Here is a 24,678-nt window from a genome sequence, read left to right as displayed (position 1 = left end):
CCTTAGTTGCGCACCGGCTTGCCGGTCTGCAGCATGCCCATGATGCGTTCCTGGGTCTTGCCCGTGCCGAGCAGATCGACAAAGGCGCGGCGCTCCAGCGCCAGCAGCCATTCCTCGCTGACCAGCGAGCCGGCCTCCACGTCGCCGCCGCACACCACCTCGGCGATGCGGCTGGCGATCAGGAAGTCGTGCGCGGAGATGAAGCCGCCGTCGCGCATGTTGGCCAGCTGCGCCTTGATGGTGGCGATGCCCGAGCGGCCCGCCACCGGCACCAGCGCCGGCAGCGGCGCGCGGTAGCCGGCGTCGGCCAGCGCGCGCACGGTGTTCTGCGCCACGTGCAGCAGCTCGTGCACGTTGAAGACGATGGCGTCCGACGGCTGCAGGTAGCCCATCGCGCGCGCCTCCAGCGCCGAGGCCGAGACCTTGGCCGTGGCCGCGCTCTGGAAGCGTCCGGTGACGAACTGCAGATAGTTGGTGCTGCCGGCGGCCTGCGCCGCGCGCGCCGCGGCCAGCACCGCCTCCTTCAGCCCGCCGCCGGACGGCACCAGCCCGACGCCCACTTCCACCAGGCCGACGTAGGTCTCCAGCGCGGCCACGCGCGCCGCCGAATGCAGCATCAGCTCGCAGCCGCCGCCCAGCGCGATGCCGGACGCCGCCGCCACCACCGGCACGGCGCTGTACTTCACGCGCATCATGCCGTCCTGGAACGTCTTGACGAAGGGCTCGATGCCCTTGGCGCCGCCCATCATGAAGGCCGGCATCGCGGCTTCCAGGTTGGCGCCCGCGGAGAACGGGCCGCCCGGCGCGCCCAGTTGCAGCGAGGTCGGCTGCCACACCACCAGGCCCTTGTACCCGGCCTCGGCGAGGTCGACCGCGCGCGTGAGGCCGGCGATCACGTCCGGCCCGATGGTGTTCATCTTGCTCTTGAACGAGACCACCAGCACGTCGTCCTGGCCTTCGCTCACCCAGATGCGCACCGCGTCGTTCTCCTCCACGGTGCGGCCGGCCTTGCGCGGATCGGCCGCGGCCGTGCCCTTCAGGGCGGCGCGGAACACCTGGCGCTGATAGACAGGCAGCTCGGCTCGCTTGACGAAGGCGTTGGCCGCGGGCGACCACGAGCCCTGCGCGCCATGCACGCCCTGGGCCTCGGCCACGGGGCCGGAGAACACCCATGCCGGCAGCGCGACCTTCGCCAGCGCCTTGCCCGCATCCACGTCTTCCTTCACCCAGTCGGCCACCTGCTGCCAGCCGGCCGCCTGCCAGTCCTCGAACGGACCGGAATTCCAGCCGAAGCCCCAGCGGATCGCCAGGTCGATGTCGGCGGCCGAGCCGGCGATCTGCTCGAGATACACGGCGATGTAGTGGAACACGTCGCGGAACACCGCCCACAGGAACTGCGCCTGCGGGTTGGTTGACTCGCGCAGCAGCTTGATGCGCTCGGCCGGCTCCTTCTTCAGCATGCGCACCACGATCTCGTCGGCCTTCTTGCCGGCGTCGACGTACTGGCCGGTCTTCGGGTCCAGCACCTTGATGGCCTTGCCTTCCTTCTTGTAGAAGCCGGCGCCGGTCTTCTGCCCCAGCGCGCCCGCGTCCACCAGCCCCTTGAGCACGGCCGGCGTCTTGTAGACCGGCGCGAACGGGTCGTCCTGCAGCGTGTCCTGCATGGTCTTGATGACGTGGGCCATCGTGTCCAGGCCCACCACGTCGGCGGTGCGGAAGGTGGCGGACTTGGCGCGGCCCAGCTTGGCGCCGGTCAGGTCGTCCACCACGTCGAACGGGATGCCGTACTTCTCGGCCTCGGCGAACACCGCCAGGATCGAGAAGATGCCGACGCGGTTGGCGATGAAGTTGGGCGTGTCCCTGGCGCGCACCACGCCCTTGCCGAGCGTGGAGGTCAGGAACGTTTCCAGGCGGTCCAGGATGGTCGGCTGCGTGGCGGCGGTCGGGATCAGCTCGACCAGATGCATGTAGCGCGGCGGGTTGAAGAAGTGCACGCCGCAGAAGCGCGACTTGAGGTCCGCGTCGAAGCCGTCCGACAGCGCGGTGATCGACAGGCCCGAGGTATTGGTGGCGAAGATCGCGTGCGGCGCGAGATACGGCGCGACCTTCTTGTACAGGTCGTGCTTCCAGTCCATGCGCTCGGCGATCGCCTCGATCACCAGGTCGCATTCCTTGAGCAGGCCGATGTCGTCCTCGTAGTTGGCGACCCGGATCAGCGCGGCGTCTTCCTTGATGCCGAGCGGTGCCGGCGACAGCTTCCCGAGGTTCTCGACCGCCTTGAGCGAAATGCCGTTCTTCGGGCCTTCCTTCGCAGGCAGGTCGAACAGCACCACCGGCACGCGGGCATTGACGAGATGCGCCGCGATCTGCGCCCCCATGACGCCGGCACCCAGCACGGCGACCTTCTTGACGATGAAATTGGACATGCGCGCTCCTAGGAGAAGTGAGCGTTGAGAAGAGAGGGGGTTGCCCGCGTGCGTCCGGTCATGCTGGCGGCTGGCTCCCCTCTCCCGCAAGCGGGAGAGGGGTTGGGGGAGAGGGCGGGCGCTCGTTCAGGCGACGTCGCCTGTCGAACCGCCGGCCCTCTCCCCCGGCCCCTCTCCCATTGCATGGGAGAGGGGAGCCAACCTGCCGCATCGCCGGAAGCGCACGCGCAATGGCAACCGCGAAGATCAGAACAGATCCGCGTCCAGCGCCATCAGGCTGGCCGAGCCGGCGCGCGCCTTGCGGATCTCGGCGGCGGTCTCCGGCAGCAGCCGGGCGAAGTAGAAGCGGGCCGTGGCCAGCTTGCTGGCGTAGAACTTGTCGCCGCCGGCTTCCTTGTCCAGCGCGATGCGGGCCATGCGCGCCCAGAAGTACGAGAACACCAGGTGGCCCACCACGCGCAGGTAAGGCACCGCGGCGGCGCCGACCTCGTCGGGGTTGGCCATCGCCTTCATGCCGATTTCCATGGTCAGCTTCTGCACCTTGTCGCCCAGGTCGGCCAGCGGGTTGACGAACTCCTGCATGGCTTCACTGGTGCCCTCCTGCTCGACGAACGCCTGCACGATCTTGCCGAAGGCCTTGAGCTTGGCGCCCATGTCGCCGAGGATCTTGCGGCCCAGCAGGTCCAGCGCCTGGATGGTGTTGGTGCCTTCGTAGATCATGTTGATGCGGGCGTCGCGCACGTACTGCTCCATGCCCCACTCGGCGATGTAGCCGTGGCCGCCGAACACCTGCATGCCTTCGTTGGTGGCGGTGAAGGCGTTGTCGGTCAGGAACGCCTTGATCACCGGCGTGAGCAGCGCCACCAGGTCGCCGGCCTCCTTGCGCACGGTTTCGTCCGGGTGCGACAGCTCGCGGTCGATCTGCAGCGCAGTCCAGTAGCTGAACGCGCGGCCGCCTTCGGCGTAGGCCTTCTGCGTCAGCAGCATGCGGCGCACGTCGGGGTGCACGATGATCGGGTCGGCCGGCTTGTCCGGCGCCTTGGGGCCGGTCAGCGCGCGCATCTGCAGGCGGTCCTTGGCGTAGGCCAGCGAGTTCTGGTAGGCCACCTCGGTCAGGCCCAGGCCCTGCATGCCCACGCCCAGGCGCGCCGCGTTCATCATCACGAACATGGCGTTGAGGCCCTTGTTGGGCTCGCCCACCATCCAGCCGCGCGCGCCGTCCAGGTTCATCACGCAGGTGGCGTTGCCGTGGATGCCCATCTTGTGCTCGATCGAGCCGCACTTGATGCCGTTGCGCTCGCCGGGGTTGCCGGCCGCGTCCGGGATGAACTTGGGCACCACGAACAGCGAGATGCCCTTGGTGCCCTGCGGCGCGTCCGGCAGGCGCGCCAGCACCAGGTGGATGATGTTGTCGGAGAGGTCGTGCTCGCCGGCCGAGATGAAGATCTTGGTGCCGGTGATGCGGTATGCGCCGTCGGCCTGCGGCTCGGCCTTGCTGCGCAGGATGCCGAGGTCGGTGCCGCAGTGCGGCTCGGTCAGGCACATGGTGCCGGTCCACTCGCCGGACACCAGCTTGGGCAGGTAGGTCTGCTGCAGTTCGGGCGTGCCGTGCGCGTGCAGCGCCTCGTAGGCGCCGTGCGACAGGCCGGGGTACATGGTCCACGCCTGGCTGGCCGAGTTCAGCATCTCGAACAGCGCGTTGTTGACCAGGATGGGCAGGCCCTGGCCGCCGTATTCGGGGTCGCAGCCCAGCGCCGGCCAGCCGGCTTCCACGTACTGGCGGTAGGCTTCCCTGAAGCCCTTGGGCGCCGTCACCACGCCGTCGCCGACATAGGTGCAGCCTTCGCGGTCGCCGCTCTGGTTGAGCGGGAACACCACCTCGGAGCAGAACTTGCCGGCCTCCTCGAGCACCTGGTTGATGGTCTCCGCGTCGACGTCGGCGTGCTTCGGCAGCGCCTTGAGTTCGGCTTCCACGCCGAGCAATTCATGGAGCACGAACTGCATGTCGCGCAACGGTGCGGTGTACTGGCCCATCAAAGACTCCTTGGAGGTATCTGTAAAGCCGCCACGCCGCCCGTGCACGATCCCGGCACGGAACGCCACGCGGCGTCAGGTTCGGTAAGACTGGATCAACTTGTTGAGCGCGACCATCGCAAGCTCGGCGCTGGCGGGCAGGCGCAGGAAGCGGGCGTCATGATGCAAGCCTAGCTCAAGGCTGTACATCTCGAACAGCATCAGGCGCGGATCGCAGTCCGCGCGCAGGTGCCCCTCTTCCTTGGCCTGGTCGATGGCGCGCGTGAGCGCGGCGCGCCAGATGGTGACGCTCTTGACCAGCTCGTCACGCACCGGGCTTTCCGCGCGGTCGTCGTATTCCACCGCCCCGCTGATGTAGATGCAGCCCGTGGTCACTTCCTGGATGCGTTTTTCCATCCAGCGCCGCACCATGGATTGCAGCCGGGGCAGCCCGCGCGGCTCGTGCAGCGAGGGGTAGAACACCTCCTGCTCGAAACGCCGGTGATACTCGCGCACCACTTCCACCTGCAGGTCCTCGCGCGAACCGAAATGCGCGAACACGCCGCTCTTGCTCATCTGCATGCGTTCCGCGAGCAGCCCGATGGTCAAACCCTCGAGCCCGTCGCGGGACGACAGTTCCAGCGCGGCATCCAGAATCGCCACGCGCGTCATTTCCCCCTTGCGCATGGGCGCGGGGGACGCGGAAGCGGCGGATTCGAGACGGGCAGACTGGTGTCGCATGATTTTTCTCCGTTCTTGGCGGCGCGATTCCTGTTCGCGGCCGCGCAATGACCCTGACGTAATGCTGATTTACGCTGCCCGGCGGCCCTGAAGACGCTGCCCGGCAGACGCGAATGCACGCAGTCTAAGGCAAAAAAGAACGGTCGTTCAGATTATTGTGATGGCGCCCCGCGGCGGCAAGCATTTAATTAGACCGGCGTTTCTAAACGCAGCGGCCGGGTTCGGTGCGGCGCAACAAGCCGGGGCATGGCGACGCGGCGCCGCGCCCGCGCTTCGCTGCGCCGCCGCCACCGCAGAGCAGCAGGCGGCTGGCCGGCCGCGTCAGTAGCGCCCCGTCACCCCCGCCACCACCACGCCGATGCGCAGCACCATGTACGCGGCCCAGCTACCCAGGCGGCGCAGCGCGGAGCGGCGCGCGTGGGTGGCGGCCTTGACCTCGCTGCTGCGCGTGGCGATGGCGCGCTCCAGCTCCTGGCGCAGGCCGGCGCAGAAACCGGCGTCGTAGACCGCGACGTTGGCCTCGCGCGCGAGCAGCAGGCTGAAGGGATCCATATTACTGGAGCCGACCGTGGCCCAGGCATCGTCCACCACCGCCACCTTGGCGTGCAGGAAGCTGTCGGCATATTCGTGGATCTCCACGCCGGCGGCCAGCAGGGTGGCGTAGAGCGCATGCGTGGCGTAGTGCTGGAGCCGGTACTCGACCATGCCCTGCAGCAGCAGGCGCACCCGCACGCCGCGCTCGCGGCAGGCCAGCAGCGCGCGGCGCATCTTGTAGCCGGGCAGGAAATAGGCATTGGCGATGATGACCTCGCGCCGCGCGCTGCCCAGCGCCTGCAGGTACTGGCGCTCGATGGCGCGGCGGTTGCGCAGGTTGTCGCGCAGCAGCAGCGCGGCGCGCATGCCGCCGGCCACGTCCTGGCGCGGCAGCGGCAGGTCGGTGATGAGCGGGAATTCGGCCGCCACCCCGGCCAGCCCGACGCTGCGCATCTCGCCGCGCAGCGTGAGCTGCCACCACAGGCGCTCCGCGCTCAGCGCGATCTGGCCGACCAGCGGGCCGCGCACCTCCACGGCGAAGTCATAGCGCGGGCCCAGGCCGGCGCTCTCGAACGGGCCGTGGTTGTGGTCGTCGATGATGTTGATGCCGCCGACGAAACCGACCTGCTGGTCGATCACGGCGAGCTTGCGGTGCAGCCGGCGCAGGTTGCGCCGCGCCAGGCGAAAGCCGCGCAGCGGGCGGAACACCTTGAGCGCCACGCCGCCGTCGCGCAGGCGCGCGGCCAGCGCGGCCGGCATGTCGCCGGCGCCGAAGCCGTCCACCACCAGCCGCACGGTCACGCCGCGCGCGGCCGCGCGCACCAGCGCGCCGGTCACGGCCGCGCCGACCTCGTCGTCGGCGTAGATATAGGTTTCCAGCGAGACCGAGAACACCGCGCGGTCGATGGCGGCGATCAGCGCCGGGAAGAACTCGGCGCCGCCGCGCAGCAGCCGCACGGCATTGCCGCCGAGCGGCTTGCCGCGGCGCCACTCGGAGCGCAGCGGGCCGGCCCGGCGCGGCGCCTGCGGCGGCGCGCCCGCATCGGCATCGGCGTCGTCGCGCAGCGCGGCGATGCCGGCGCGGGACGGCGGCACCGGGCAGGCGTGCGGATGCGGATGCGGGGGCGAAAGCGGCGGCATGGGGCACATTATCAGGCACGCCGGTGTCATGCGCATGTTCCGCGCCGCGCGCGCCGTTCTCTGCTATCTTCGGCGCTTTATCCCGCCACGCGCCCCCATATCGTGAAGGTTTTCGGTATTTCCGGCTCGTCCGGCAGCGGCAAGACCACGCTGCTGGACCGGCTGATCCCACATTTCGTTGCCGCCGGCCTGCGCGTGGCCGGCGTCAAGCATACCCACCACGGCTTCGACCCCGACACGCCCGGCAAGGATTCCTGGCGCATGCGCGAGGCCGGCTGCGCCAACGTGGTGCTGGTCGGGGCGCGCCACCTGACGCTGATGCGCCACTACCCGGAAACCGAACCCTCGCCCGAACTGGCCGACGCGCTCGCCGTGCTGCCCGCCGCCACCGACCTGGTGCTGGTGGAAGGCTACAAGCGCAGCAGCTTCCCCAAGCTGGAGGTCTACCGCCCCGCGCTGGGCCGCCCGCCGCTGTGGGCCGGCCTGCCCGGCGTGGTGGCCGTGGCCACCGACGAGCCGCGGACAGTGGCGGCGGCCACCGCGCTGCCGGTGCTGGACCTGGCCGACCTGGACGCCATCGCCGCGCTGGTGCTCGCGCAGGCCAGCCCCGCTTGCGGGACTCGCCAGGCGCAATAGGCCCGGCCACCGCTGCCAGAACCACCTGCGGTGGCGCCACGGCAGGGCAACGCGCTTCCCGGAAAAAACGAACGGCGGCCTCGCGCGCCGTCAGGCGCCGCCGCCGTCGGTGCGCGCGAGCGGCCGCTCCGGCACCGCGATGCGGGCCAGCTCCGCCATCAGCGGCACGTGGTCGGAGCGCTGCGCCCAGTCGCGCCCGGTCAGCGCGCTGGCGCGCTCGATCTCGAAGCCGCGCACGTAGATGCGGTCGAGCTGCCACCACGGCATGTGGCTCGGGAACGTGTGCAGGCGCGCGCCGCCGGCGTGGGACACCTCGGTGGCGCCCAGCGTGGAGCAGATCAGGTTGTCCAGCCGGTGGTTCCAGTCGTTGAAGTCGCCGGCGATGACCAGCGGCGCCTCGGCCGGCACCACGTCGCGCACGCGCTTGACCAGCGCCTCGGCCTGGCGCGCGCGGCTGCGCGCGAACAGGCCGAAGTGCACGCAGATCAGGTGCGCCTCGGTGCCGTTCATGTCCGCCACCGCGTGCAGCAGGCCGCGCTGCTCGAAGCGGTGGTCGGAGATGTCGAGGTTCTCCGACATCAGGATCGGGTGGCGCGACAGGATCGCGTTGCCGTGGTGGCCGTGGTCGTACACCGCGTTGCGCCCGTACACCGAGTGCGGATAGGCGTCGGTGGCGAGGTAGTTGAGCTGGGTGTGGTCGGCGTCGAACAGCTCGGCGGCCACCAGGCGGTCGTTGCGGTCCTGCACTTCCTGCAGGAACACGATGTCGGCATCGACCGTATGCAGGCCGGTGCGCACGTTCTGGATGCGCGGCTTGCGCGCGATGCCGGTCACGCCCTTGTGGATGTTGTAGGTGACCACACGCAATCTCATGAATCGGCTCCACGCGGCGCGCGCAGGCCCTGCACGCGCCAGTCCAGTTGCAGCACGGCTTGCGCGTTGCTGCTCGAAAAGCAGCGCGCGGCGGCTTCGCGCCACGGCAGCCACTGCCATTGCAGGTGTTCGCGCGGCGCCAGCGTCACCGGCACCGGGCGCGCCACGCGCAGGCCGAACCAGTGCTCGGTGTTGCGCGTCACGCCGGGGGCGTAGCGGTGGCGCCACTGCGGGTAGATTTCGTAGTCGAGGGTGTGCTGCCAGTCTTCGAGCCGGTGCTCGGCGGCGACGAGGCCGGTTTCCTCGACCACCTCGCGCGCGGCGGTCATGGCCAGCGGCTCGTCGGGCGCATCCAGGCTGCCGGTGACGGACTGCCAGTAACCGGGCCGGTCGGCGCGCTCCAGCAACAGCACTTGCAGGTCCGGCGTATGGATCACGACCAGCACGGATTGAGGAATCTTGTAGGGCATGGGATGGGGGCGGGCAACGACCCCAAGCTTACCGCAGATGGACGCGGCCGCCACGGGAAAACACGGTGGCGCCGTGGTTCACGGAAGGCTTCGGCGCGGTCCCGCCCGGTACTCAGGCGGCGTGCACGCTGGACTGGGACGGCGGCTCGGCGGATGGTTGGGCCGGCGCCTCGCGCAGCCAGGTCTCGAACACGCCCGGCGAGTCGCCGTGGCCCCACGCCGCGCGCAGCTGCTGCATCAGCGGCGTGAGCGCCTGCGTGTAGTCGCGCGAGGCCGCGTTGGCATGCGCGGCGAGGCGGTCGGCGGCCTGCCGCGCCTGCGCATGGAGCTGCGTGCGTTCCTGCCCGATCTCCTTCTCGCGCACGCCCAGCGCGTTGTACTTCTGGATCAGGAAGCGGTGGTAGTCGCCGGGCTCCACGCCCTGCCCGGCCTGCGCGTTGGCCTGCTCGAAGCGCATCACGATGCTGGTGGTTTCCTGCTCGACGTGGGCGGCCTCGTCGGCCAGCGCCTGCAGCGCGTCGGCCAGCCGCATGGCCTCGCGGCGCTCGTCGCGCAGTTGCGCGGCATGCTCCTCGAAGCTGCGCTGCGCCGCCAGGTAGGCCTGCACCACCGGCTGCGGCGCCACCACCAGCAGCGGATCGGCGCCGCCGGCCCGGCCGCCCGGCAGCAGCGCGTCGTCGGCCACGCGCAGGTTGCCCAGGTCTTCCAGCCAGCGCCCGCGCGCCATCACGGTGCCGACGGTATCGAGCGCGACCCGGCGCAGCGCCTCGGCGCGCTGCAGCTCCACCGGCTCGGACTGGGGTGCCGCGCCCGCGCCGCCGCTCTGCGCGGCATGCGCGATCTCCGGCACGCAGGCCGCCACCGTGGTGGCCACCGACTCGGACATGGCGATGGCCGAGCGGCGCACCGCGCGCCGCAGCTCGAAACGCGCCAGCAACATCATCGCCAGCCCGGCCACCAGCCAGGTCAGGATGGTTTCGGCATGGGCCAGCAAAAACTGGCGGATCAGTTCTATATCCAGGGACACGGCAGATTCCTCCCGCGCGGCCGGCGTGCCTTCGAAACGGGCTTGCGGCTTCGCGCCTAAAGGAAGAAGACCGGGGGCCGGGACCCTTCGTTCCGCGATGTAACAATTGGAAACCAGCCGGGGCGGGGGCGGCGCTACGCCGCCCCCGGAACGCCGCCGGCCCGCGCGTTCAGGCGCCCGCCTGCGCCTTCAGCCAGGCCTGCTCGCCGCCGGCGCGCACGATCTCCACCAGCGCCGGCGACATGGCGCCGAAGCCGCCGCGCGTGCCGCGTGTGTGGTTGAGCACTTCGCCGCTGATGAAATCGACCTCGATGTCGTCGCCCTGCCCGGCGAAGGCCGTGATGCCGGCGGCGAACGGCAGCGTTTTCAGGCCCACCGACACGGCCAGCCGGAAGAACGAGCGCGCCATCGACTCGGCCAGCACCGAGACGCCGAGCGCGCCCAGCGCGAGCGGCCCCTGGATGTGCATCGGCCCCTTGCCGAAGTTGCGCCCGGCCACCACGAAATCGCCATGCCGCGCCAGCCCGGCGAAGTCCTTGTCGAGCCCGCACATGGCCAGCGGCGCCAGCCGCGCCGGGTCGTACACCACCTGGCGGGTCATCTCGATGTCCATGATCTGGCCGTCGTTGAGCACGTCGTCGCCGAAGCGCCATACGCGGCCGCGCTGCACCAGCGTGCCGCCGGATGTCGTGGTCATGCTGCCTCCCGGGTCAGTTCGGCCGGCGCCGCGATGCGGCCCATCACGGCGGATGCCGCCACCACCGCGGCGTTGGCGAGGTACACCGGCGCGCGCTCGCTGCCGAGCCGGCCGTGGTCGTTGCGCGTGGCGGTGCAGATGGAAACGTCGTTGTCGCCGAGCGGCGCGTAGGTGCCGTAGCACGGCCCGCAGATGCCGGCGGAGATCTCCGCGCCGGCCGCCGAGAGAATGGCCAGCAGCCCCTCGCGCATGGCCTGCTGGTAGATCGCCTGGGTCGCGGCGATCACGGTCAGCCGCACGCCCGCATGCACGCGCCGCCCGGCCAGCACCGCCGCCGCCGCGCGCAGGTCTTCCATCTTGCCGCCGATGCACGAGCCGATGAAGGCCGAGGTGATCGGCACGCCGGCCGCCCGCGCCAGCGGCACGGTGTGCTGCGGGTCGGGCGGCAGGCACACCTGCAGGTCCAGCCCGGAGACGTCGAAGGCGATGTCCTCGGCGAAACGCGCGCCGGGATCGCTGGCCCAGCGCACGCCGTGCGCGTCGGTGGCCGGGCACACCGCGGCCTTGACGCCGATGTCCACCATCGCGTTGCACAGCGTGTGGCGCTCGTCCTCGCCGAGCGCGTCGACGTAGCTGCCGTGGAACTCGATGCAGCGGTAGTCGCCGCGCTCCGCGCCGATGGCGGCCGCCACCCACTGGCCCACGTCGCGGCTCATCACGCCGGCGCGCACCGGCCCCGACAGGCGCACGCGGATGGTCTCGGGCACGCGCAGCCACACCTTGCCGGTGGCCAGCGCCAGCGTGACGCTCAGCCCCAGCGCCACGCCGAGCGCGCCGGCGCAGCCGAGCGCCGGCGCGCGCGTGTCGGCGGCCACCACCAGCATGCCGGGCCTGACGATGCCGAAGTCCAGCGGCGCGTTGTGGCTGATGCCGTGCCGGCCGGTGTCGAGGAACCAGCCCACGCCCTGCGCGCGCGCATCGCCGCGCATGAAGGCGTGCGCTTCCAGGTGCCCGGGCGCGGCCGAGTTGGTGGTGTGGTCGATGGTGACGAAGACCTTCCCGGGCGCGGCCAGGTTCGCGTAGCCGAGCCCGTCCAGCATCTTGCGGTGGCGGTGGTAGTTGAGGTCGTGGGCGACGATCAGGTCGGGCACCGCCCACACCACGTCGCCGGCGCGCACGGCGCCGAGGCCGGCGGCGCGCGCCAGGATCTTCTCGGCCACGGTCAGCGACGGGCGGCTCATTGCGCGGCGACTCCGTCGCGGGCCTGCGCCACGTACCGCGCGTAGTCCGCATCCACGCGGCTGGCGCGCGGCAGGTCGAGATGGCCGGCGATGTCGCCCAGCGTGACCGCCGCGGCCGCGCTCGCGGCGGTGCTGCCGTCCTCGCGCAGCGCGGCCAGCATGCGAGCCTGCGCGTGCACCTGCCCCTGCAGCAGCGACACCGGATAGACCACCAGCGGATAGCCGATCGCCTGCAGCCGCGCGGCCGGCACCAGCGGGCGCAGGTTCTCCACCATCATGACGATGGTCGGCTTCTTCAGGCTCGCGGTGATGCGCGCCATGTCGGCCTCGGCGGCCACCGACATGATGATGGTGGCGTCGGCGCCGGCCTGCTCGTAGACCTGCGCGCGCGCGATGGCCGCGTCGAGGCCTTCGACCGCGAACGCATCGGTGCGCGCGATGATCATGAAATCGGGGTCGGTGCGCGCTTCCAGCGCCACGCGGATGCGCGCCACCATCTCGGCGGCGCCGACCAGCGTCTTGCCCGGCATCGCCGCGCATTTCTTCGGGAACGGCTGGTCTTCGAGATGGAGCGCCGCCGCGCCGGCCGCCTCGAACGCGCGCGTGGCGCGGAACACGTTGTAGGCGCCGCCGTAGCCGCTGTCGGCGTCGACGATCAGCGGCAGCGAGGTGGACTGCGCGATGATCCGGGCCCGCTCGACCATCGCGTCCACGCTGATCGCGCCGACGTCCGGCTCGCCCAGCGTGGCGGCCACGCACAGGCCGGACATGTAGGCCGCCTCGAACCCGGCCTGCTCGACCAGGCGCGCGGTGAGGCCGTCGTAGCAGCCGGGCGCGACGGCGATGCTGCCGCGCTGGATCAGTGCCCGCAGCCGGGCGCCTGCGCTTGGGTTGGTCATTGCCTGCTCCTTGTTCAGAAATTCACGAAGGGAAATCGCCGTGGCCCCGCGGCGGGGCCGGCGCTGCTACCGGCAGCGGCGCGCTTTGCCAGCGCCGCCGTTGCCCACTAATATGTCCATCCTATGGACACGCCCCCGAATACGTCCCCGGACACGCCCCCCACCGAGCCGATGGAACCCGGCGCCCTGCGCCGCGGCCTGCGCATCCTCCGCGCGCTGCGCGACGCCGCGGCGCTGCGCGCGGCCGAGCTCGCCGCGCTCACCGGCATCCCGCGCCCCACCGTGTACCGCCTGCTCGAGATCCTCGAGGCCGAAGGCTTCGTGGCGCGCGAGGCGGACGGCAAGTCGTTCACGCTGGCGGCCGCCGTCGACAATCCCGACGACCGCTGGGGCGCGTTCGTGCGCCAGATGGAGCCGGTGATGCGCCGCATCGCGCAGCGCACCGGCAACGCCGTGTTCCTGGTGCGCCAGAAGGACAACGACCTGCTCTGCCTGCATCGCGAGATCGGCACCTACCCGATCCAGATCCTGTCGCTGCCGGTCGGCGGGCGCCAGCCGCTGGGCGTCGGCGCGGCCGGCGTGGCCCTGCTTTCCACGATGGGCGCGCGCCAGGTGACGGCGCTGCTCAAGGCCAACACCGAGGCCTACCTGAACTACGGCAACCTCCATGTCTCCACCGTGCGCCGCCTGGTCGAGAACTGCCGCGAGCGCGGCTACGCCGTGGTCGGCAACTACTCGCTCAAGGGCATCCTGGCCGTGGGCGTGCCGATGAAGGCCTCGGGCGGCCTCGGGCAGGCCGCCATGAGCGTGACCGCGCCGCTGGACCGGATGTCGATCCCGCGCCAGCGCGAAGCGGTCGCGATCATGCAGGCCGAGATCAAGGCCGCGGGCCACTGACGCCGCGCCGCGCTCACTCCATGCTGGCGCCGCTGTCCTTGACCAGCACCGCCCAGCGCCGGGTCTCGGCGTTGACGAAGTCGCGGAACTGGCCGCCGGCCTGCGGCGGCGCCGGCACGTAGCCGGCCGCCGCGACCTTGTCGCGGTAGTCGGCGCTGGCCAGCACCTCGCCGACCTGCTTGCGGATCGTCGCCACGATTGGCGCGGGCGTGGCGCGCGGCGCGAACAGCCCGTACCAGCCGCTGATCACCATGTCGGGAAAGCCCTGCTCCGCCACCGTGGGAATCTCCGGAAAGGACGGCACGCGGGTCTCGCTGGTCACGGCGAGCGCCTTGATCTTGCCGGCGCGGATGTACGGCCCGGCGGTGTTCAGCGTGTCGAAGATGACCTGCAGTTGCCCGGCCATCAGGTCGGTGATGACCGGCGCGCTGCCGCGGTACGGCACGTGCGCGATATGCGTGCCGTGGCGCCGGTTGAACATCTCGCCCACGAGATGCCCGCCGCTGCCGACGCCGGCCGTGCCGAAGCTCAGCTTGGTCGGATTGGCGCGCGAGTACTCGATCAGCTCCTTGAGCGAATTCACCGGCACGCTGACGTTGACCGCGATCACGAACGGATACGACGCCACCTTGGCGATCGGCTCGAGGTCGGTCGACGGGTCGTAGGGCATCGACTTGTACAGGCTCGGGTTGATCGACTGCGTGCCGACGTAGGACATCAGCAAGGTGTAGCCGTCCGGCGTGGCGCGCGCGACCTGCGCGGCGCCGATGTTGCCGTTGGCGCCGGTGACGTTGTCGACCACGAACGGCTGGCCGGATTTCTCGCCGATCTTCACGCCGATCAGGCGCGCCAGGAAGTCGGTGCCGCCGCCGGCCGGCGCCGGCGCCACCACGCGCACCGGCTTGGACGGATAGGGCTGCTGCGGCTGCGCGCGCGCCACGCCGCAGGCCAGGGCCGCGGCAATGAGCACGCGCCCCGCGATGGAGGGAATGGAATGCATGATGGTTGTCTCCCGTTTGCGCCGGCGTCAGGCCGGGACGGCAGCGCGGATGGCATCCCGCGCGGCAACGTCGCCAGTGTCCTGCGCAGCGTCTCGGATGGCGTCGTGGATGGCGCCGAAAGCATTGGAAATGGTGCGCCGGTCGCTGCCCGCGATGAGGATGCGGCAGCCGCTGTCCGCGTAGTGGCGCCGGGCCGCCTTCATGTCCGCGATGTCGGCGTCGAACAGCAGCGCCACCACTTCCACGCCGTGCTCGCGCACCATGCCGATCATGCCGTCGAGCCGCGCGGCCACGGCCGGGTGGTGGCGGTCGCCGTCATGGCCCATCGACACCGCGAGGTCGAACGCGCCCAGCACGATGGCGTCGATGCCGGGCACCTGGAGAATCTCGCCAAGGTTGTCCAGCCCTTCCACGGTCTCCACCAGCAGCCACACCATGACGTTGTCGTTGGCCCACTTGGCGTAGCCCTTCCAGTCCAGCGTCTGGTGGCCGGTGGCGCGGATCAGCGGGCAGGCGCCGCGCCGGCCCTGCGGCCACTCGGCGTTGCGGTAGCGCGCGGCCGCCACCACGGCCTCGGCCTGCGCGCGCGTGGCCACCTGCGGCACGATCACGCCCATCGCGCCGGCGTCGAGCGCCTTGGCGATGCCGGCCGGGTCGTGGCTGGGCACGCGCACCATCGGCGTCATGCCGGTGGCCTCGGCCGCGCGGATCATCTGCACCGTGGTCTCGAGCCCGAACGAGCCGTGCTCGCCGTCGATCCACACGTAGTCGTAGCCGGCGTTGCCCGCCACCTCGACGATCTCCGGGCAGGCCATCTGCACGAACGCGCCGATCGGTGCGCCGCCCGCGGCCAGCGCCGCCTTGATCCTGTTTTCCCTGAATAGCATGGTGGTCTCCCGTTCAGGCGGTGGCGGTAGCGGTGGCGGCGGCGTCGAGATACTCGCCCGCGCAATCGCCTTCGAGCGTGGTGCGGAACAGGCGGCGCAGCTGCTGGTGGTCATAGTCCATCAGCGCCAGGTGCATAGTGCAGCGGTTGTCCCACATCAGCACGTCGTGCTTGCGCCACTGGTGGCGGTAGACGGACTCGGACCGCGTGGAGTGCGCGAACAGGTACTGCAGCAGCGGCTGGCTCTCGGCCACCGTCATGCCTTCGAAATGGCTGGTCAGCATTTCGTTGACGTAGAGCGCGGGGCGCCCCGTCACCGGATGGATGCGCACCACCGGGTGGACCACCGGCGGGTTGTTCCTGGCCTTGGCGGCCAGCGTCTTCTCGTCGAGCCCGCGCAGGTGCTTCGCGGCGATCACGGTGTGCACCGCGCGCATCGGCGCGAGCAGGCGCTTCATGCCATCCGAGAGCGTGTCGTAGGCCTCGTACATGTTGGCGAACATGGTGTCGCCGCCCACCTCGGGAATCACGTGCGCGTGCAGCAGCGAGGCCATGCTCGGGCGCAGCGTCATCGAGTGGTCCGAATGCCACTGCTGGCCGAACACCTTGGAGCGCTCCTTGCCTTCGTTGGTGACGACGATCAGCTCGGGATGGTCCGGGTGGCGGTACTCGGGGATCGCGTCGTGCTGCTCGAGCGGCCCGAACTTCCGGCTGAACGCGATGTGCGTGTCGAACGAGATGTCCTGGTCGCGGAACAGCAGCACCTGGTACTGCGCGAATGCCTGCCGGATCCCGGCGAGATCGTCCGGCGCGCAGTCGGCGGTGATCCTGAAGCCGACGACTTCTGCGCCGAGGGAATTGGATAGCTTGCGGAAATGCACCTCTGTCTCCTTTCTGGTCTGTCCGCCACGCTTCTGGCCAGGGGGGCCGGCGCGGGATGGAGCCATTATCGGGACGGGTGCGGGCACCCTCAATGCAGGTTGTCCACTGGATGGACAAATCGGGGCGACTGCGGGTTTCTGCCTACGCGCACGCCGAAATGCCGCAAAGCCGCCTGTGGCGCGGCCCGGCGGGCCGCCACCGCGCGCCGCGCGCGTGCGGCAGGGCACGCAACGCGCGGGCCCCGGCCTTGCGCGGGCAAAAAAAAGCCCTGCGCGCGCCAACCGGGGTCGGCGCCACGCAGGGCTTCCTGAGCAGCATGCGGCGGGCGGCCCGCAGGCCGCCCGGCACTCAGGCGGTCTTCGGCTCGGCCGAGCGCAGGCGGATGTGCAGCTCGCGCAGTTGCTTCTCGTCGACCGTGCTCGGGGCCTGGGTCAGCAGGTCCTGGGCGCGCTGGGTCTTGGGGAAGGCGATCACGTCGCGGATCGAGTCGGCGCCGGCCATCATCGTGACGATGCGGTCCAGGCCGAAGGCCAGGCCGCCGTGCGGGGGCGCGCCGTACTGCAGCGCGTCGAGCAGGTAGCCGAACTTGGCGCGGGCTTCTTCCTCGCCGATCTTGAGCGCGCGGAACACCTTGCTCTGCACGTCCTCGCGGTAGATCCGCACCGAGCCGCCGCCCATTTCCCAGCCGTTGAGCACCATGTCGTAGGCCTTGGCGATGCACTTGCCCGGATCGGTTTCCAGGTATTGCAGGTGCTCGTCCTTGGGGCTGGTGAACGGGTGGTGCATGGCGACCCAGCGGGCGTCTTCCTCGTCGTACTCGAACATCGGGAAGTCGATCACCCACAGCGGCTTCCACACGTCCTCGAACAGGCCGTTGCTCTTGCCGAACTCGGAGTGGCCGATCTTCAGGCGCAGGCCGCCGATGGCGTCGTTGACCACCTTGGCCTTGTCCGCGCCGAAGAAGATGATGTCGCCGTCCTGGGCGCCGGTGCGCTTGAGGATCTCGGCGATGGCGGCGTCGTGCAGGTTCTTGACGATCGGCGATTGCAGGCCGTCGCGGCCCTTGGCCACTTCGTTGACCTTGATCCAGGCCAGGCCCTTGGCGCCGTAGATGCCGACGAACTGGGTGTAGGCGTCGATCTCGCCGCGCGAGATGGCGCTGCCGCCCGGCACGCGCAGGCCGACCACGCGGCCGTTGTCGCTGTTGGCGGGGCCGGAGAACACCTTGAAGTCGACGTCCTTCATGACGTCGGTCAGCTCGGTGAATTCAAGCTTGACGCGCAGGTCGGGCTTGTCCGAGCCGAAGCGGGCCATCGCCTCGCGGAACTCCATCACCGGGAACCGGGCGTCGAGGTCCACGTCGATGGCGTTCTTGAACACCGTGCGCATCATGTCCTCGAACAGGTCGCGGATCTCCTGCTCGGTCAGGAACGAGGTCTCGCAGTCGATCTGCGTGAACTCGGGCTGGCGGTCGGCGCGCAGGTCCTCGTCGCGGAAGCACTTGGTGATCTGGTAGTAGCGGTCGAAGCCCGACACCATCAGCATCTGCTTGAAGATCTGCGGCGACTGCGGCAGCGCGAAGAAGTGGCCCGGGTTGGTGCGCGACGGCACCAGGTAGTCGCGCGCGCCTTCCGGCGTGCTCTTGCCCAGCATCGGCGTCTCGATGTCGATGAAGCCCTGCGCGTCGAGGAACTTGCGTACTTCCATCGCCACCTTGTAGCGCAGGCGCAGGTTGTACTGCATCTGCGGGCGGCGCAGGTCCAGCACGCGGTGCGTCAGGCGCGTGGTTTCCGACAGGTTGTCGTCGTCGAGCTGGAACGGCGGCGTGACCGACGGGTTGAGCACGGTCAGCTCGTAGCACAGCACCTCGATCTTGCCCGAGGTCAGGTTGGCGTTCTCGGTGCCGGCCGGGCGCGCGCGCACCTTGCCGGTGATGCGGATGCAGAACTCGTTGCGGATCTCTTCGGCCGCCTTGAACATCTCGGGGCGGTCGGGGTCGCATACCACCTGAACCAGGCCTTCGCGGTCGCGCAGGTCGATGAAGATCACGCCGCCGTGATCGCGGCGGCGCTGCACCCAGCCGGTCAGGGCCACTTCCTGGCCCGTCAGTTGTTCGGTCACGAGACCGCAATAGTGAGTACGCATGGAGGACATAAGAGAATTCCCGGAATAACGCGGCCGCTGGTGCGGCCGGCGATCAATTTGAAGACGTTGTGTCGGCGGGCTCGGCGAGGGCTTCGTCCGGCGCCCCGTCGTCGCGCGCCGTGTCGCTCTTGCGCGGCAGCTCGGTCGGCGCCACCACGCCCATCGAGACGATGTACTTCAGCGCGGCGTCGACGGTCATGTCGAGTTCGATGGTATCGGCCTTGGGCATCATCAGGAAGAAGCCCGAGGTCGGGTTGGGCGTGGTCGGCACGTAGACGCTGACGTACTCGCCCTGGAGATGGTTCTGCACGTCGCCGCCGGGGCGGCCGGTGAGGAAGGCGATGGTCCACGAGCCTTCGCGCGGATACTGCACCAGCAACGCCTTGCGAAAGGCATTGCCCGAGGACGACAGCAGCGTGTCGGACACCTGCTTGACGCTGGTGTAGATCGGCCCGACCACCGGGATGTGGCCCAGCAGCGCCTCCCACCAGCGCACCAGCCTCTGGCCGATGAAGTTGTGGGCCAGCATGCCGACCAGCAGGATGAACAGCAGCGTCAGGATCGCGCCCAGGCCGGTCACGCGCTTGCCGAACATCAGCCGGTCCGGGCGCCAGGTCTCGGGCAGCAGCGCCAGGCTCTGGTCCATCGTGCCGATGACCAGGCTCAGCACCCACAGCGTGATGCCCAGCGGCACCAGGACAAGCAGCCCGGTCAGGAACCAGGTCTTGAGGGCGGAGGTCTTCTTCGCCGGCACGGTGCGTTCTGCTTTCAATGGCAGGCGCAAGCGCTGCCGCAACCGCCGGCCGGGCTTGTCGATGCGGTGGTGCCCGAGGCCGCCGAAGCGGTCGAAGAGGCAGCGGCGCCGCCGGCCGGCTCGCCCGACGCTGCCGGCGCGCCGCCGGCGCTGTCGCCGCCCGCGGCGGGCGCGGTGGCCGGCGCGGAGGTGCCGCCGTTGCCGCCGCGGAAGTCGGTGACGTACCAGCCCGAGCCCTTGAGCTGGAAGCCCGCCGCGGTCAGTTGTTTCTTGAAGGTGCCCGCCGCGCCGCAGGATGGGCAGTCGGTGAGCGGAGCATCGCTCATTTTCTGCAGCACATCGCGCCCGTGGCCGCAGGCGTCGCAACGGTAGGCATAAATCGGCATAGTGGCTCTCCGCGAGGATTCTGGAACGGAAACTGGATGGACGGATCGGAAGGCGCCGCCGTGCCGGCCGGGAAGTTGCCGTTCCCGGGCCGCCGCATGGCGGTGCAAAGCTTTGAATTATAAACCGTTCTGCGTGAGCCGGGCCGCAGGAAAAGGGGCAGAAAATGCATCCGGACGCACGCCAGGCGGGATGCGATGCCGGCGCCGCTCAGGCCAGGTGGACTTCCTTGACGCGCGGATGGTCGCCGATCCACTGCGGCAGCAGCGAGCCGAGCACCATGCCGCCGATCGAGAACATCAGCCCGACCATCTGCGGCGGCACCGCCGCGTCGGGGAAGGCGACCTCGCAGCACAGCCACGACGCCAGCCCCAGCAGGATGGCGGCGAGGCCGCCCTGGCGCGTGGCGGGCTTCCAGAACATGCCGAACGCCAGCGGCACGAAGGACGAGACCAATGTGACCTTGTAGGCGTTTTCGACCATGTGGAAGATCGACAGGTGCGAGTTCAGCGCGAACAGCGTCACCAGCACCGCGAAACACAGCACCACGGTCTGCATCACGCGCAGGAAGCGGCGGTCGTCGAGGTGGCGGAAGTACGGCCGCAGGATGTTCTCGGCGAACGTCACCGACGGCGCCAGCAGCGTGGCCGAGGCGCAGCTCTTGATGGCCGACAGCAGCGCGCCGAAGAACATCACCTGGGCGAACATCGGCGCGTGGGTCAGGATCAGCTTGGGCAGGATCAGCTGCGAGTCGGTGTTGATGTACTTCTCCACCATCTGCGGGTCGATCATGGTGGCCGAGTACGCCAGGAACATCGGGATGAAGGCGAAGCAGAAATACAGCACGCCGCCGAGCACCGAGGCGCGCCCGGCGATCTGCTCGGTGCGCGACGAGGTCACGCGCTGGAACACGTCCTGCTGCGGGATCGAGCCCAGCATCATGGTAAACAGCGCCGCCGCGAAGCCGATGATCTGCACCAGGTCCAGCGACGGCAGGAAGGTGAACTTGCCGGCCGCCGCCGCGTGCGACACCACCGCGGCCACGCCGCCGGCCTGGCCGCTGACCTCGACGCCGATGTACACCATGCCGATCACGATGATGATCATCTGGATGAAGTCGGTCACGGCCACCGACCACATGCCGCCGAACAGCGTGTAGACCAGCACGCTGGCCGCGCCGATCATCATGCCGGCCTCCTGCGACAGCGCGCCGTCCGAGACGGTGAAGAACACCAGCCCGAGCGCCTTGATCTGCGCGGCCACCCAGCCCAGGTAGGACATCACGATGCACAGCGTGGTCAGCACCTCGGCCAGCCGCCCGTAGCGGTTGTGATAGTAGTCGCCGATGGTGAGCAGGTTCATGCGGTACAGCGGACGCGCGAAGAACAGGCCGACCAGGATCAGGCACAGCGAGGAACCGAAGGGATCGGACACCACCCCGGACAGGCCCTCCTTGAGGAACACGGCGGGGATGCCGAGCACCGTCTCCGAGCCGAACCACGTGGCAAAGACGGTGGCGGTGACGATGTAGAAAGGCAGGCTGCGGCCGGCGACCGCGAAGTCCGTGGTGTTGCGCACGCGCAGCGCGGCCCACAGGCCGATGCCGACCGAGATTATCCAGTAGATGACGACGAACCAGATCAGCATGGCGCTGCCCTATCCCAAAAATGCCCTTGCGGCGAAAAACCGGTTGCCGGGTGGGCGGGATGCTGCCTGTGCCTGTGCCGCCCTGCCCCGGGTCCAATTCATCGGTCGGGGCCGCATGGGTGGCTGATCTAGCCTGCGGTCGTAGCCGAATCAAAACGCGGATTATAGCCACGCAGGCCGCCGCGGGAGAAAAAAATTCCGGGCGCCGGGCAAATCCCCGAAGCGGTGCAGCGCGGGCGCCACAGGCGGGCCCGCGCGCGCCGGCGCCCCGGGAAAACGCGGGCGCCTATGCGCGCCGGCGCCAGACTTGCCAGTGCTCTCGCCCGGCGAACACCGGCAGCGAACCGGTGGCGGGACGGTCCTCCACCAGCTCGAAGGCCGGCGCCAGCAGCGCCTCCAGCCCGGCGCGCGGGATCGAGAACGGCGGGCCGCCGCGGGTCTCGTCCAGGAAGAAATAGCCGGCCAGCAGGCCGCCCGCCGGCAGCAGTGCCGCCACGCGCGCGCCGTAGGCGGCGCGCATGGCCGGCGGCAGCGCGCACAGGAACGCGCGCTCGTAGATCAGGCGGCAGGCGGGCTCCGGTGTGAAGGCGAAGAAATCCGCCTCGCGCACCACGGCGCCGGCCGGCCCCAGCGCGTGGCGCGCGCTGGCCACGGCCTGCGGCGAAAAGTCGATCGCGGTCACGGGCCAGCCGCGCGCGTGCAGCCAGCCGGCTTCCCAGCCGTTGCCGCAGCCGGGCACCAGCGTGGGGCACGGCGCCAGCGCGGTGGCGAAGGCGGCGAACTCGGCCGGCACGCCGCCCAGGTCCCACGGCATGAAGCCCTTTCCGAAACGCTCGTCCCAGAACGCCGGGTCGGCGGCGTCGCGGGTGGCGAAGGCGGGCGCGGCGGCGCTGCCGGGGTCGCTGTCCTTGCGCTCCTTGCTGTCCTTGCTGTCCTTGCTGTCCTTGCTGTCCTTGCCGCCCTTGTTGGCTTCGGTCACGCCGTGTCTCCTTGTGATTGTCCCGCCCGATGCGGGCCGCGAACGCGGCGGGCTACAGGTAGCCGCCCAGGCTCAGCAGTTCCGTCAGCACGATGCCGGCGAGGAAGCCGCCGGCCAGCAGCAGCGCCGTGGCGATCAGGCGGTTGGTGCGGCGCTGCTCGGCGATCAGCGTGCCGAGCAGCTTCTCCTGCTGGCCGTTGTCCACCAGCGCGCGGCGCTCGAGGAACTGGTGCGCGAGGCGCGGGAAGTCCGGCAGCATCTTGGCCCATTGCGGCGCCTCGACCTGGATGCGCTCCCACGCGCCCTTCCAGCCGACCTGCTCGTGCATCCATTTTTCCAGGAAGGGCTTGGCGGTCTGCCACAGGTCGAGGTCGGGATCGAGCTGGCGGCCCAGGCCCTCGATGTTGAGCAGGGTCTTCTGCAGCAGCACCAGTTGCGGCTGGATCTCGACGTTGAAGCGGCGCGAGGTCTGGAACAGGCGCATCAGCACCATGCCCAGCGAGATCTCCTTGAGCGGCTTGTCGAAGTACGGCTCGCAGCAGGCGCGCACCGCGCTTTCGAGCTCTTCCACGCGCGTGTCGGGCGGCACCCAGCCGGACTCCACGTGCAGCAGCGCCACGCGGTGGTAGTCGCGGCGGAAGAAGGCGATGAAGTTCTGCGCCAGGTAGTTCTTGTCGAACTCGGACAGCGCGCCGACGATGCCGAAGTCCAGCGCGATGTAGCGGCCCAGCGTCTGCGGCGCCACCGACACGAGGATGTTGCCGGGGTGCATGTCGGCATGGAAGAAGCCGTCGCGGAAGACCTGGGTGAAGAAGATCTCCACGCCCTCCTCGGCCAGCTTGTGCATGTCCACGCCGGCCGCCCTGAGCGCCTCGTTGCGCGAGATGGGAACGCCGTGCATGCGCTCCATCACGAACACCTCGCTGCTGCAGAAGTCCCAGAACACCTCGGGCACCAGCAGCAGTTTGGTGTCGTTGAAGTTGCGGCGCAACTGGCTGCAGTTGGCGGCCTCGATCATCAGGTCGAGCTCGTCGTGCAGGTACTTGTCGAACTCGGCCACCACCTCGCGCGGCTTGAGGCGCTTGCCGTCGGCCCAGAAGCGCTCGAGCCAGGCGGCGAGGTCGCGCATCAGCGCGAGGTCGCTGTCGATCACCGGCAGCATGCCCGGGCGCAGCACCTTCACCGCCACCTCGCGGCCGTGGCTGGAGCCGCCCTTGAGCGTGGCGAAGTGCACCTGCGCGATCGACGCGCTGGCCACCGGCTGGTGGTCGAAGCTCTCGAACAGCGTGGCCAGCGGCCGGCCCAGCGAGCGCTCGATGATCTTGACCGCCACCACCGGGTCGAACGGCGGCACCTGGTCCTGCAGCTTGGCCAGCTCGTCGGCGATGTCGGCCGGCATCAGGTCGCGCCGGGTCGAGAGCACCTGGCCGAACTTGACGAAGATCGGCCCGAGCCGCGTCAGCGCCAGCCGCAGGCGCTCGCCGCGCGGCATGTCGAGCTTGCGCCCGATGGTGATGACGCGCACCAGGAAGCGGATGCGGCGGCTCTTGAAGCCGGACAGCACGAGTTCATCCAGCCCGTAGTAGAGGATGACGAAGACAATCTTGCAAAGGCGCAGGAAGCGGGTCATGCAGGTTTCAGTATTTGGGCGCTACGGATTGGCCGATGCGGGCACAGCCATCGGCATGGGCGGGCGGCGTTCAGCGGTGGGCGGACGGCAGGCTGCCCGCCCCCGCGGCCGCGCCGCCTTGCGGGCGGGCGCGCTGCTCCAGCTTCTCCAGCCGCTTCTCCAGCCGCGCGAGATCGTCGCCAAGCGCCCGCACCCCGGTGCCGAACGTGTCGAGCGCGGCGTGGCGCACCAGGGTGGGCTGTTCGTCGAGCAGGTATTCGGTCACGTTCTCGACCAGCGTGCGGCCCAGCCGCGCGGCCTGCGCACGGGCGTCCTGCGCGCCCTGCACCACGCGCTGCGCCACGCTGTCGCTGAGCGGGCCGCCGAGGATGCCGCGCAGCGCGCGCGACAGGTCTTCGGCGGCGTCCCAGCGCAGGTTGCGCGCCAGCGTCGACACGGTATTGGCCAGCTCGGCATCGCCCTCGATGCGCACGTGCTTCATCGCCGCCGCCTGCCCGCCGTCGGCGATGTCGGATGCCACCAGCGGCCATTGCTGCAGCGGCACGGTCAGCGTCACCGCGGGGGCCTCCTCCGCCGGCGCCGGTTCGACCAGCCCCTGGCCGGTGACGCGCAGGACCACCGTGAAGGCGGCCGCGTCGAAGCGCAGCGCGCGGCCGGCGAACGGCTGGAGCAGCGAGAGCGCCCACGGCTCCTGCTCGAGCAGGTGGTTCAGGGCGGTGATCGGAGGCGTGGTCAGGGCGGTGGGGAGGGTGGGCATAAGGGGGTCGGGCTGGGGG

22 protein-coding genes are annotated in these 24,678 nt (G+C 70.0%); 2 read left to right on the top strand and 20 right to left on the bottom strand.

Annotation, left to right across the window (positions count from 1 at the left end; all coding sequences use genetic code 11):
* Positions 1 to 2: 2 nt before the first annotated feature.
* The 4 genes from ACWTPI_RS02795 to clsB form a co-directional block, all read right to left on the bottom strand.
* Positions 3 to 2,426 carry a 3-hydroxyacyl-CoA dehydrogenase/enoyl-CoA hydratase family protein gene (locus ACWTPI_RS02795; protein WP_454730916.1) on the bottom strand — a complete coding sequence of 808 codons (2,424 nt, stop codon included), beginning with the start codon at positions 2,424 to 2,426 and terminating at the stop codon, positions 3 to 5.
* 246 nt (positions 2,427 to 2,672) lie between these two features.
* Positions 2,673 to 4,460, bottom strand: a complete 1,788-nt coding sequence (locus ACWTPI_RS02790; protein WP_454730915.1) for an acyl-CoA dehydrogenase C-terminal domain-containing protein — start codon at positions 4,458 to 4,460, stop codon at positions 2,673 to 2,675.
* 75 nt (positions 4,461 to 4,535) lie between these two features.
* Positions 4,536 to 5,126 carry a TetR/AcrR family transcriptional regulator gene (locus ACWTPI_RS02785; protein ID WP_029043643.1) on the bottom strand — a complete coding sequence of 197 codons (591 nt, stop codon included), beginning with the start codon at positions 5,124 to 5,126 and terminating at the stop codon, positions 4,536 to 4,538.
* Positions 5,127 to 5,501: 375 nt separating this feature from the next.
* Positions 5,502 to 6,854: a cardiolipin synthase ClsB gene (gene clsB, locus ACWTPI_RS02780; RefSeq protein WP_454730914.1), complete on the bottom strand. Its 1,353-nt coding sequence runs from the start codon at positions 6,852 to 6,854 to the stop codon at positions 5,502 to 5,504.
* 102 nt (positions 6,855 to 6,956) lie between these two features.
* Between clsB and mobB the strand changes: the two genes are divergently transcribed.
* Positions 6,957 to 7,490 carry a molybdopterin-guanine dinucleotide biosynthesis protein B gene (gene mobB / locus ACWTPI_RS02775; protein WP_059410509.1) on the top strand — a complete coding sequence of 178 codons (534 nt, stop codon included), beginning with the start codon at positions 6,957 to 6,959 and terminating at the stop codon, positions 7,488 to 7,490.
* A 90-nt stretch (positions 7,491 to 7,580) separates the two neighbouring features.
* Here the strand turns inward: mobB and ACWTPI_RS02770 are convergent, their stop codons facing one another.
* From ACWTPI_RS02770 to ACWTPI_RS02745, 6 genes are all read right to left on the bottom strand, one after another.
* Positions 7,581 to 8,363 (bottom strand): endonuclease/exonuclease/phosphatase family protein, encoded by a 783-nt coding sequence (locus ACWTPI_RS02770; RefSeq protein ID WP_043366615.1) that lies wholly within the window; start codon positions 8,361 to 8,363, stop codon positions 7,581 to 7,583.
* Entirely contained in the window at positions 8,360 to 8,833 is a 474-nt protein-coding gene (nudB, locus tag ACWTPI_RS02765; protein ID WP_454730913.1) for a dihydroneopterin triphosphate diphosphatase, read from the bottom strand. Before nudB ends, ACWTPI_RS02770 begins: the two co-directional genes overlap by 4 nt.
* A 112-nt stretch (positions 8,834 to 8,945) precedes the next feature.
* Positions 8,946 to 9,860: a hypothetical protein gene (locus ACWTPI_RS02760; protein WP_454730912.1), complete on the bottom strand. Its 915-nt coding sequence runs from the start codon at positions 9,858 to 9,860 to the stop codon at positions 8,946 to 8,948.
* 169 nt (positions 9,861 to 10,029) lie between these two features.
* On the bottom strand, positions 10,030 to 10,557 hold the full coding sequence (locus tag ACWTPI_RS02755) for a 3-isopropylmalate dehydratase small subunit (RefSeq protein ID WP_020203156.1): 528 nt from the start codon (positions 10,555 to 10,557) through the stop codon (positions 10,030 to 10,032).
* Positions 10,554 to 11,798: an aconitase family protein gene (locus ACWTPI_RS02750; protein ID WP_020203155.1), complete on the bottom strand. Its 1,245-nt coding sequence runs from the start codon at positions 11,796 to 11,798 to the stop codon at positions 10,554 to 10,556. Before ACWTPI_RS02750 ends, ACWTPI_RS02755 begins: the two co-directional genes overlap by 4 nt.
* On the bottom strand, positions 11,795 to 12,697 hold the full coding sequence (locus ACWTPI_RS02745) for an isocitrate lyase/PEP mutase family protein (RefSeq protein WP_059410469.1): 903 nt from the start codon (positions 12,695 to 12,697) through the stop codon (positions 11,795 to 11,797). Before ACWTPI_RS02745 ends, ACWTPI_RS02750 begins: the two co-directional genes overlap by 4 nt.
* 171 nt (positions 12,698 to 12,868) lie before the next feature.
* Here ACWTPI_RS02745 and ACWTPI_RS02740 point away from each other — a divergent pair, with 171 nt between their 5' ends.
* Positions 12,869 to 13,594, top strand: a complete 726-nt coding sequence (locus ACWTPI_RS02740; protein WP_020203153.1) for an IclR family transcriptional regulator — start codon at positions 12,869 to 12,871, stop codon at positions 13,592 to 13,594.
* Positions 13,595 to 13,607: 13 nt separating this feature from the next.
* Here ACWTPI_RS02740 and ACWTPI_RS02735 read toward each other — a convergent pair whose 3' ends face one another.
* The 10 genes from ACWTPI_RS02735 to ACWTPI_RS02690 form a co-directional block, all read right to left on the bottom strand.
* Positions 13,608 to 14,594 (bottom strand): Bug family tripartite tricarboxylate transporter substrate binding protein, encoded by a 987-nt coding sequence (locus ACWTPI_RS02735; RefSeq protein WP_020203152.1) that lies wholly within the window; start codon positions 14,592 to 14,594, stop codon positions 13,608 to 13,610.
* Positions 14,595 to 14,621: 27 nt separating this feature from the next.
* Positions 14,622 to 15,482: an HpcH/HpaI aldolase family protein gene (locus ACWTPI_RS02730; protein ID WP_454730911.1), complete on the bottom strand. Its 861-nt coding sequence runs from the start codon at positions 15,480 to 15,482 to the stop codon at positions 14,622 to 14,624.
* Between the two features lie 13 nt (positions 15,483 to 15,495).
* Entirely contained in the window at positions 15,496 to 16,362 is an 867-nt protein-coding gene (locus ACWTPI_RS02725; protein ID WP_020203150.1) for a TauD/TfdA dioxygenase family protein, read from the bottom strand.
* Positions 16,363 to 16,711: 349 nt separating this feature from the next.
* Positions 16,712 to 18,517: an aspartate--tRNA ligase gene (gene aspS / locus ACWTPI_RS02720; RefSeq protein ID WP_454730910.1), complete on the bottom strand. Its 1,806-nt coding sequence runs from the start codon at positions 18,515 to 18,517 to the stop codon at positions 16,712 to 16,714.
* 43 nt (positions 18,518 to 18,560) lie between these two features.
* Positions 18,561 to 19,262 carry a DUF502 domain-containing protein gene (locus ACWTPI_RS02715; protein WP_020203148.1) on the bottom strand — a complete coding sequence of 234 codons (702 nt, stop codon included), beginning with the start codon at positions 19,260 to 19,262 and terminating at the stop codon, positions 18,561 to 18,563.
* Positions 19,263 to 19,276: 14 nt separating this feature from the next.
* Positions 19,277 to 19,648, bottom strand: a complete 372-nt coding sequence (locus tag ACWTPI_RS02710; RefSeq protein WP_454730909.1) for an FmdB family zinc ribbon protein — start codon at positions 19,646 to 19,648, stop codon at positions 19,277 to 19,279.
* Positions 19,649 to 19,856: 208 nt separating this feature from the next.
* Positions 19,857 to 21,293 (bottom strand): sodium:solute symporter family protein, encoded by a 1,437-nt coding sequence (locus ACWTPI_RS02705; protein WP_020203146.1) that lies wholly within the window; start codon positions 21,291 to 21,293, stop codon positions 19,857 to 19,859.
* 286 nt (positions 21,294 to 21,579) lie between these two features.
* Positions 21,580 to 22,272: a methyltransferase domain-containing protein gene (locus tag ACWTPI_RS02700; RefSeq protein ID WP_454730908.1), complete on the bottom strand. Its 693-nt coding sequence runs from the start codon at positions 22,270 to 22,272 to the stop codon at positions 21,580 to 21,582.
* A 52-nt stretch (positions 22,273 to 22,324) separates the two neighbouring features.
* On the bottom strand, positions 22,325 to 23,902 hold the full coding sequence (ubiB, locus tag ACWTPI_RS02695; protein WP_454730907.1) for a ubiquinone biosynthesis regulatory protein kinase UbiB: 1,578 nt from the start codon (positions 23,900 to 23,902) through the stop codon (positions 22,325 to 22,327).
* 70 nt (positions 23,903 to 23,972) lie between these two features.
* Positions 23,973 to 24,659 carry a ubiquinone biosynthesis accessory factor UbiJ gene (locus ACWTPI_RS02690; protein WP_020203143.1) on the bottom strand — a complete coding sequence of 229 codons (687 nt, stop codon included), beginning with the start codon at positions 24,657 to 24,659 and terminating at the stop codon, positions 23,973 to 23,975.
* Positions 24,660 to 24,678: the final 19 nt, after the last annotated feature.

This window comes from Cupriavidus ulmosensis (assembly GCF_977008105.1).
This window is presented reverse-complemented; position numbering and strand designations above follow the sequence as displayed.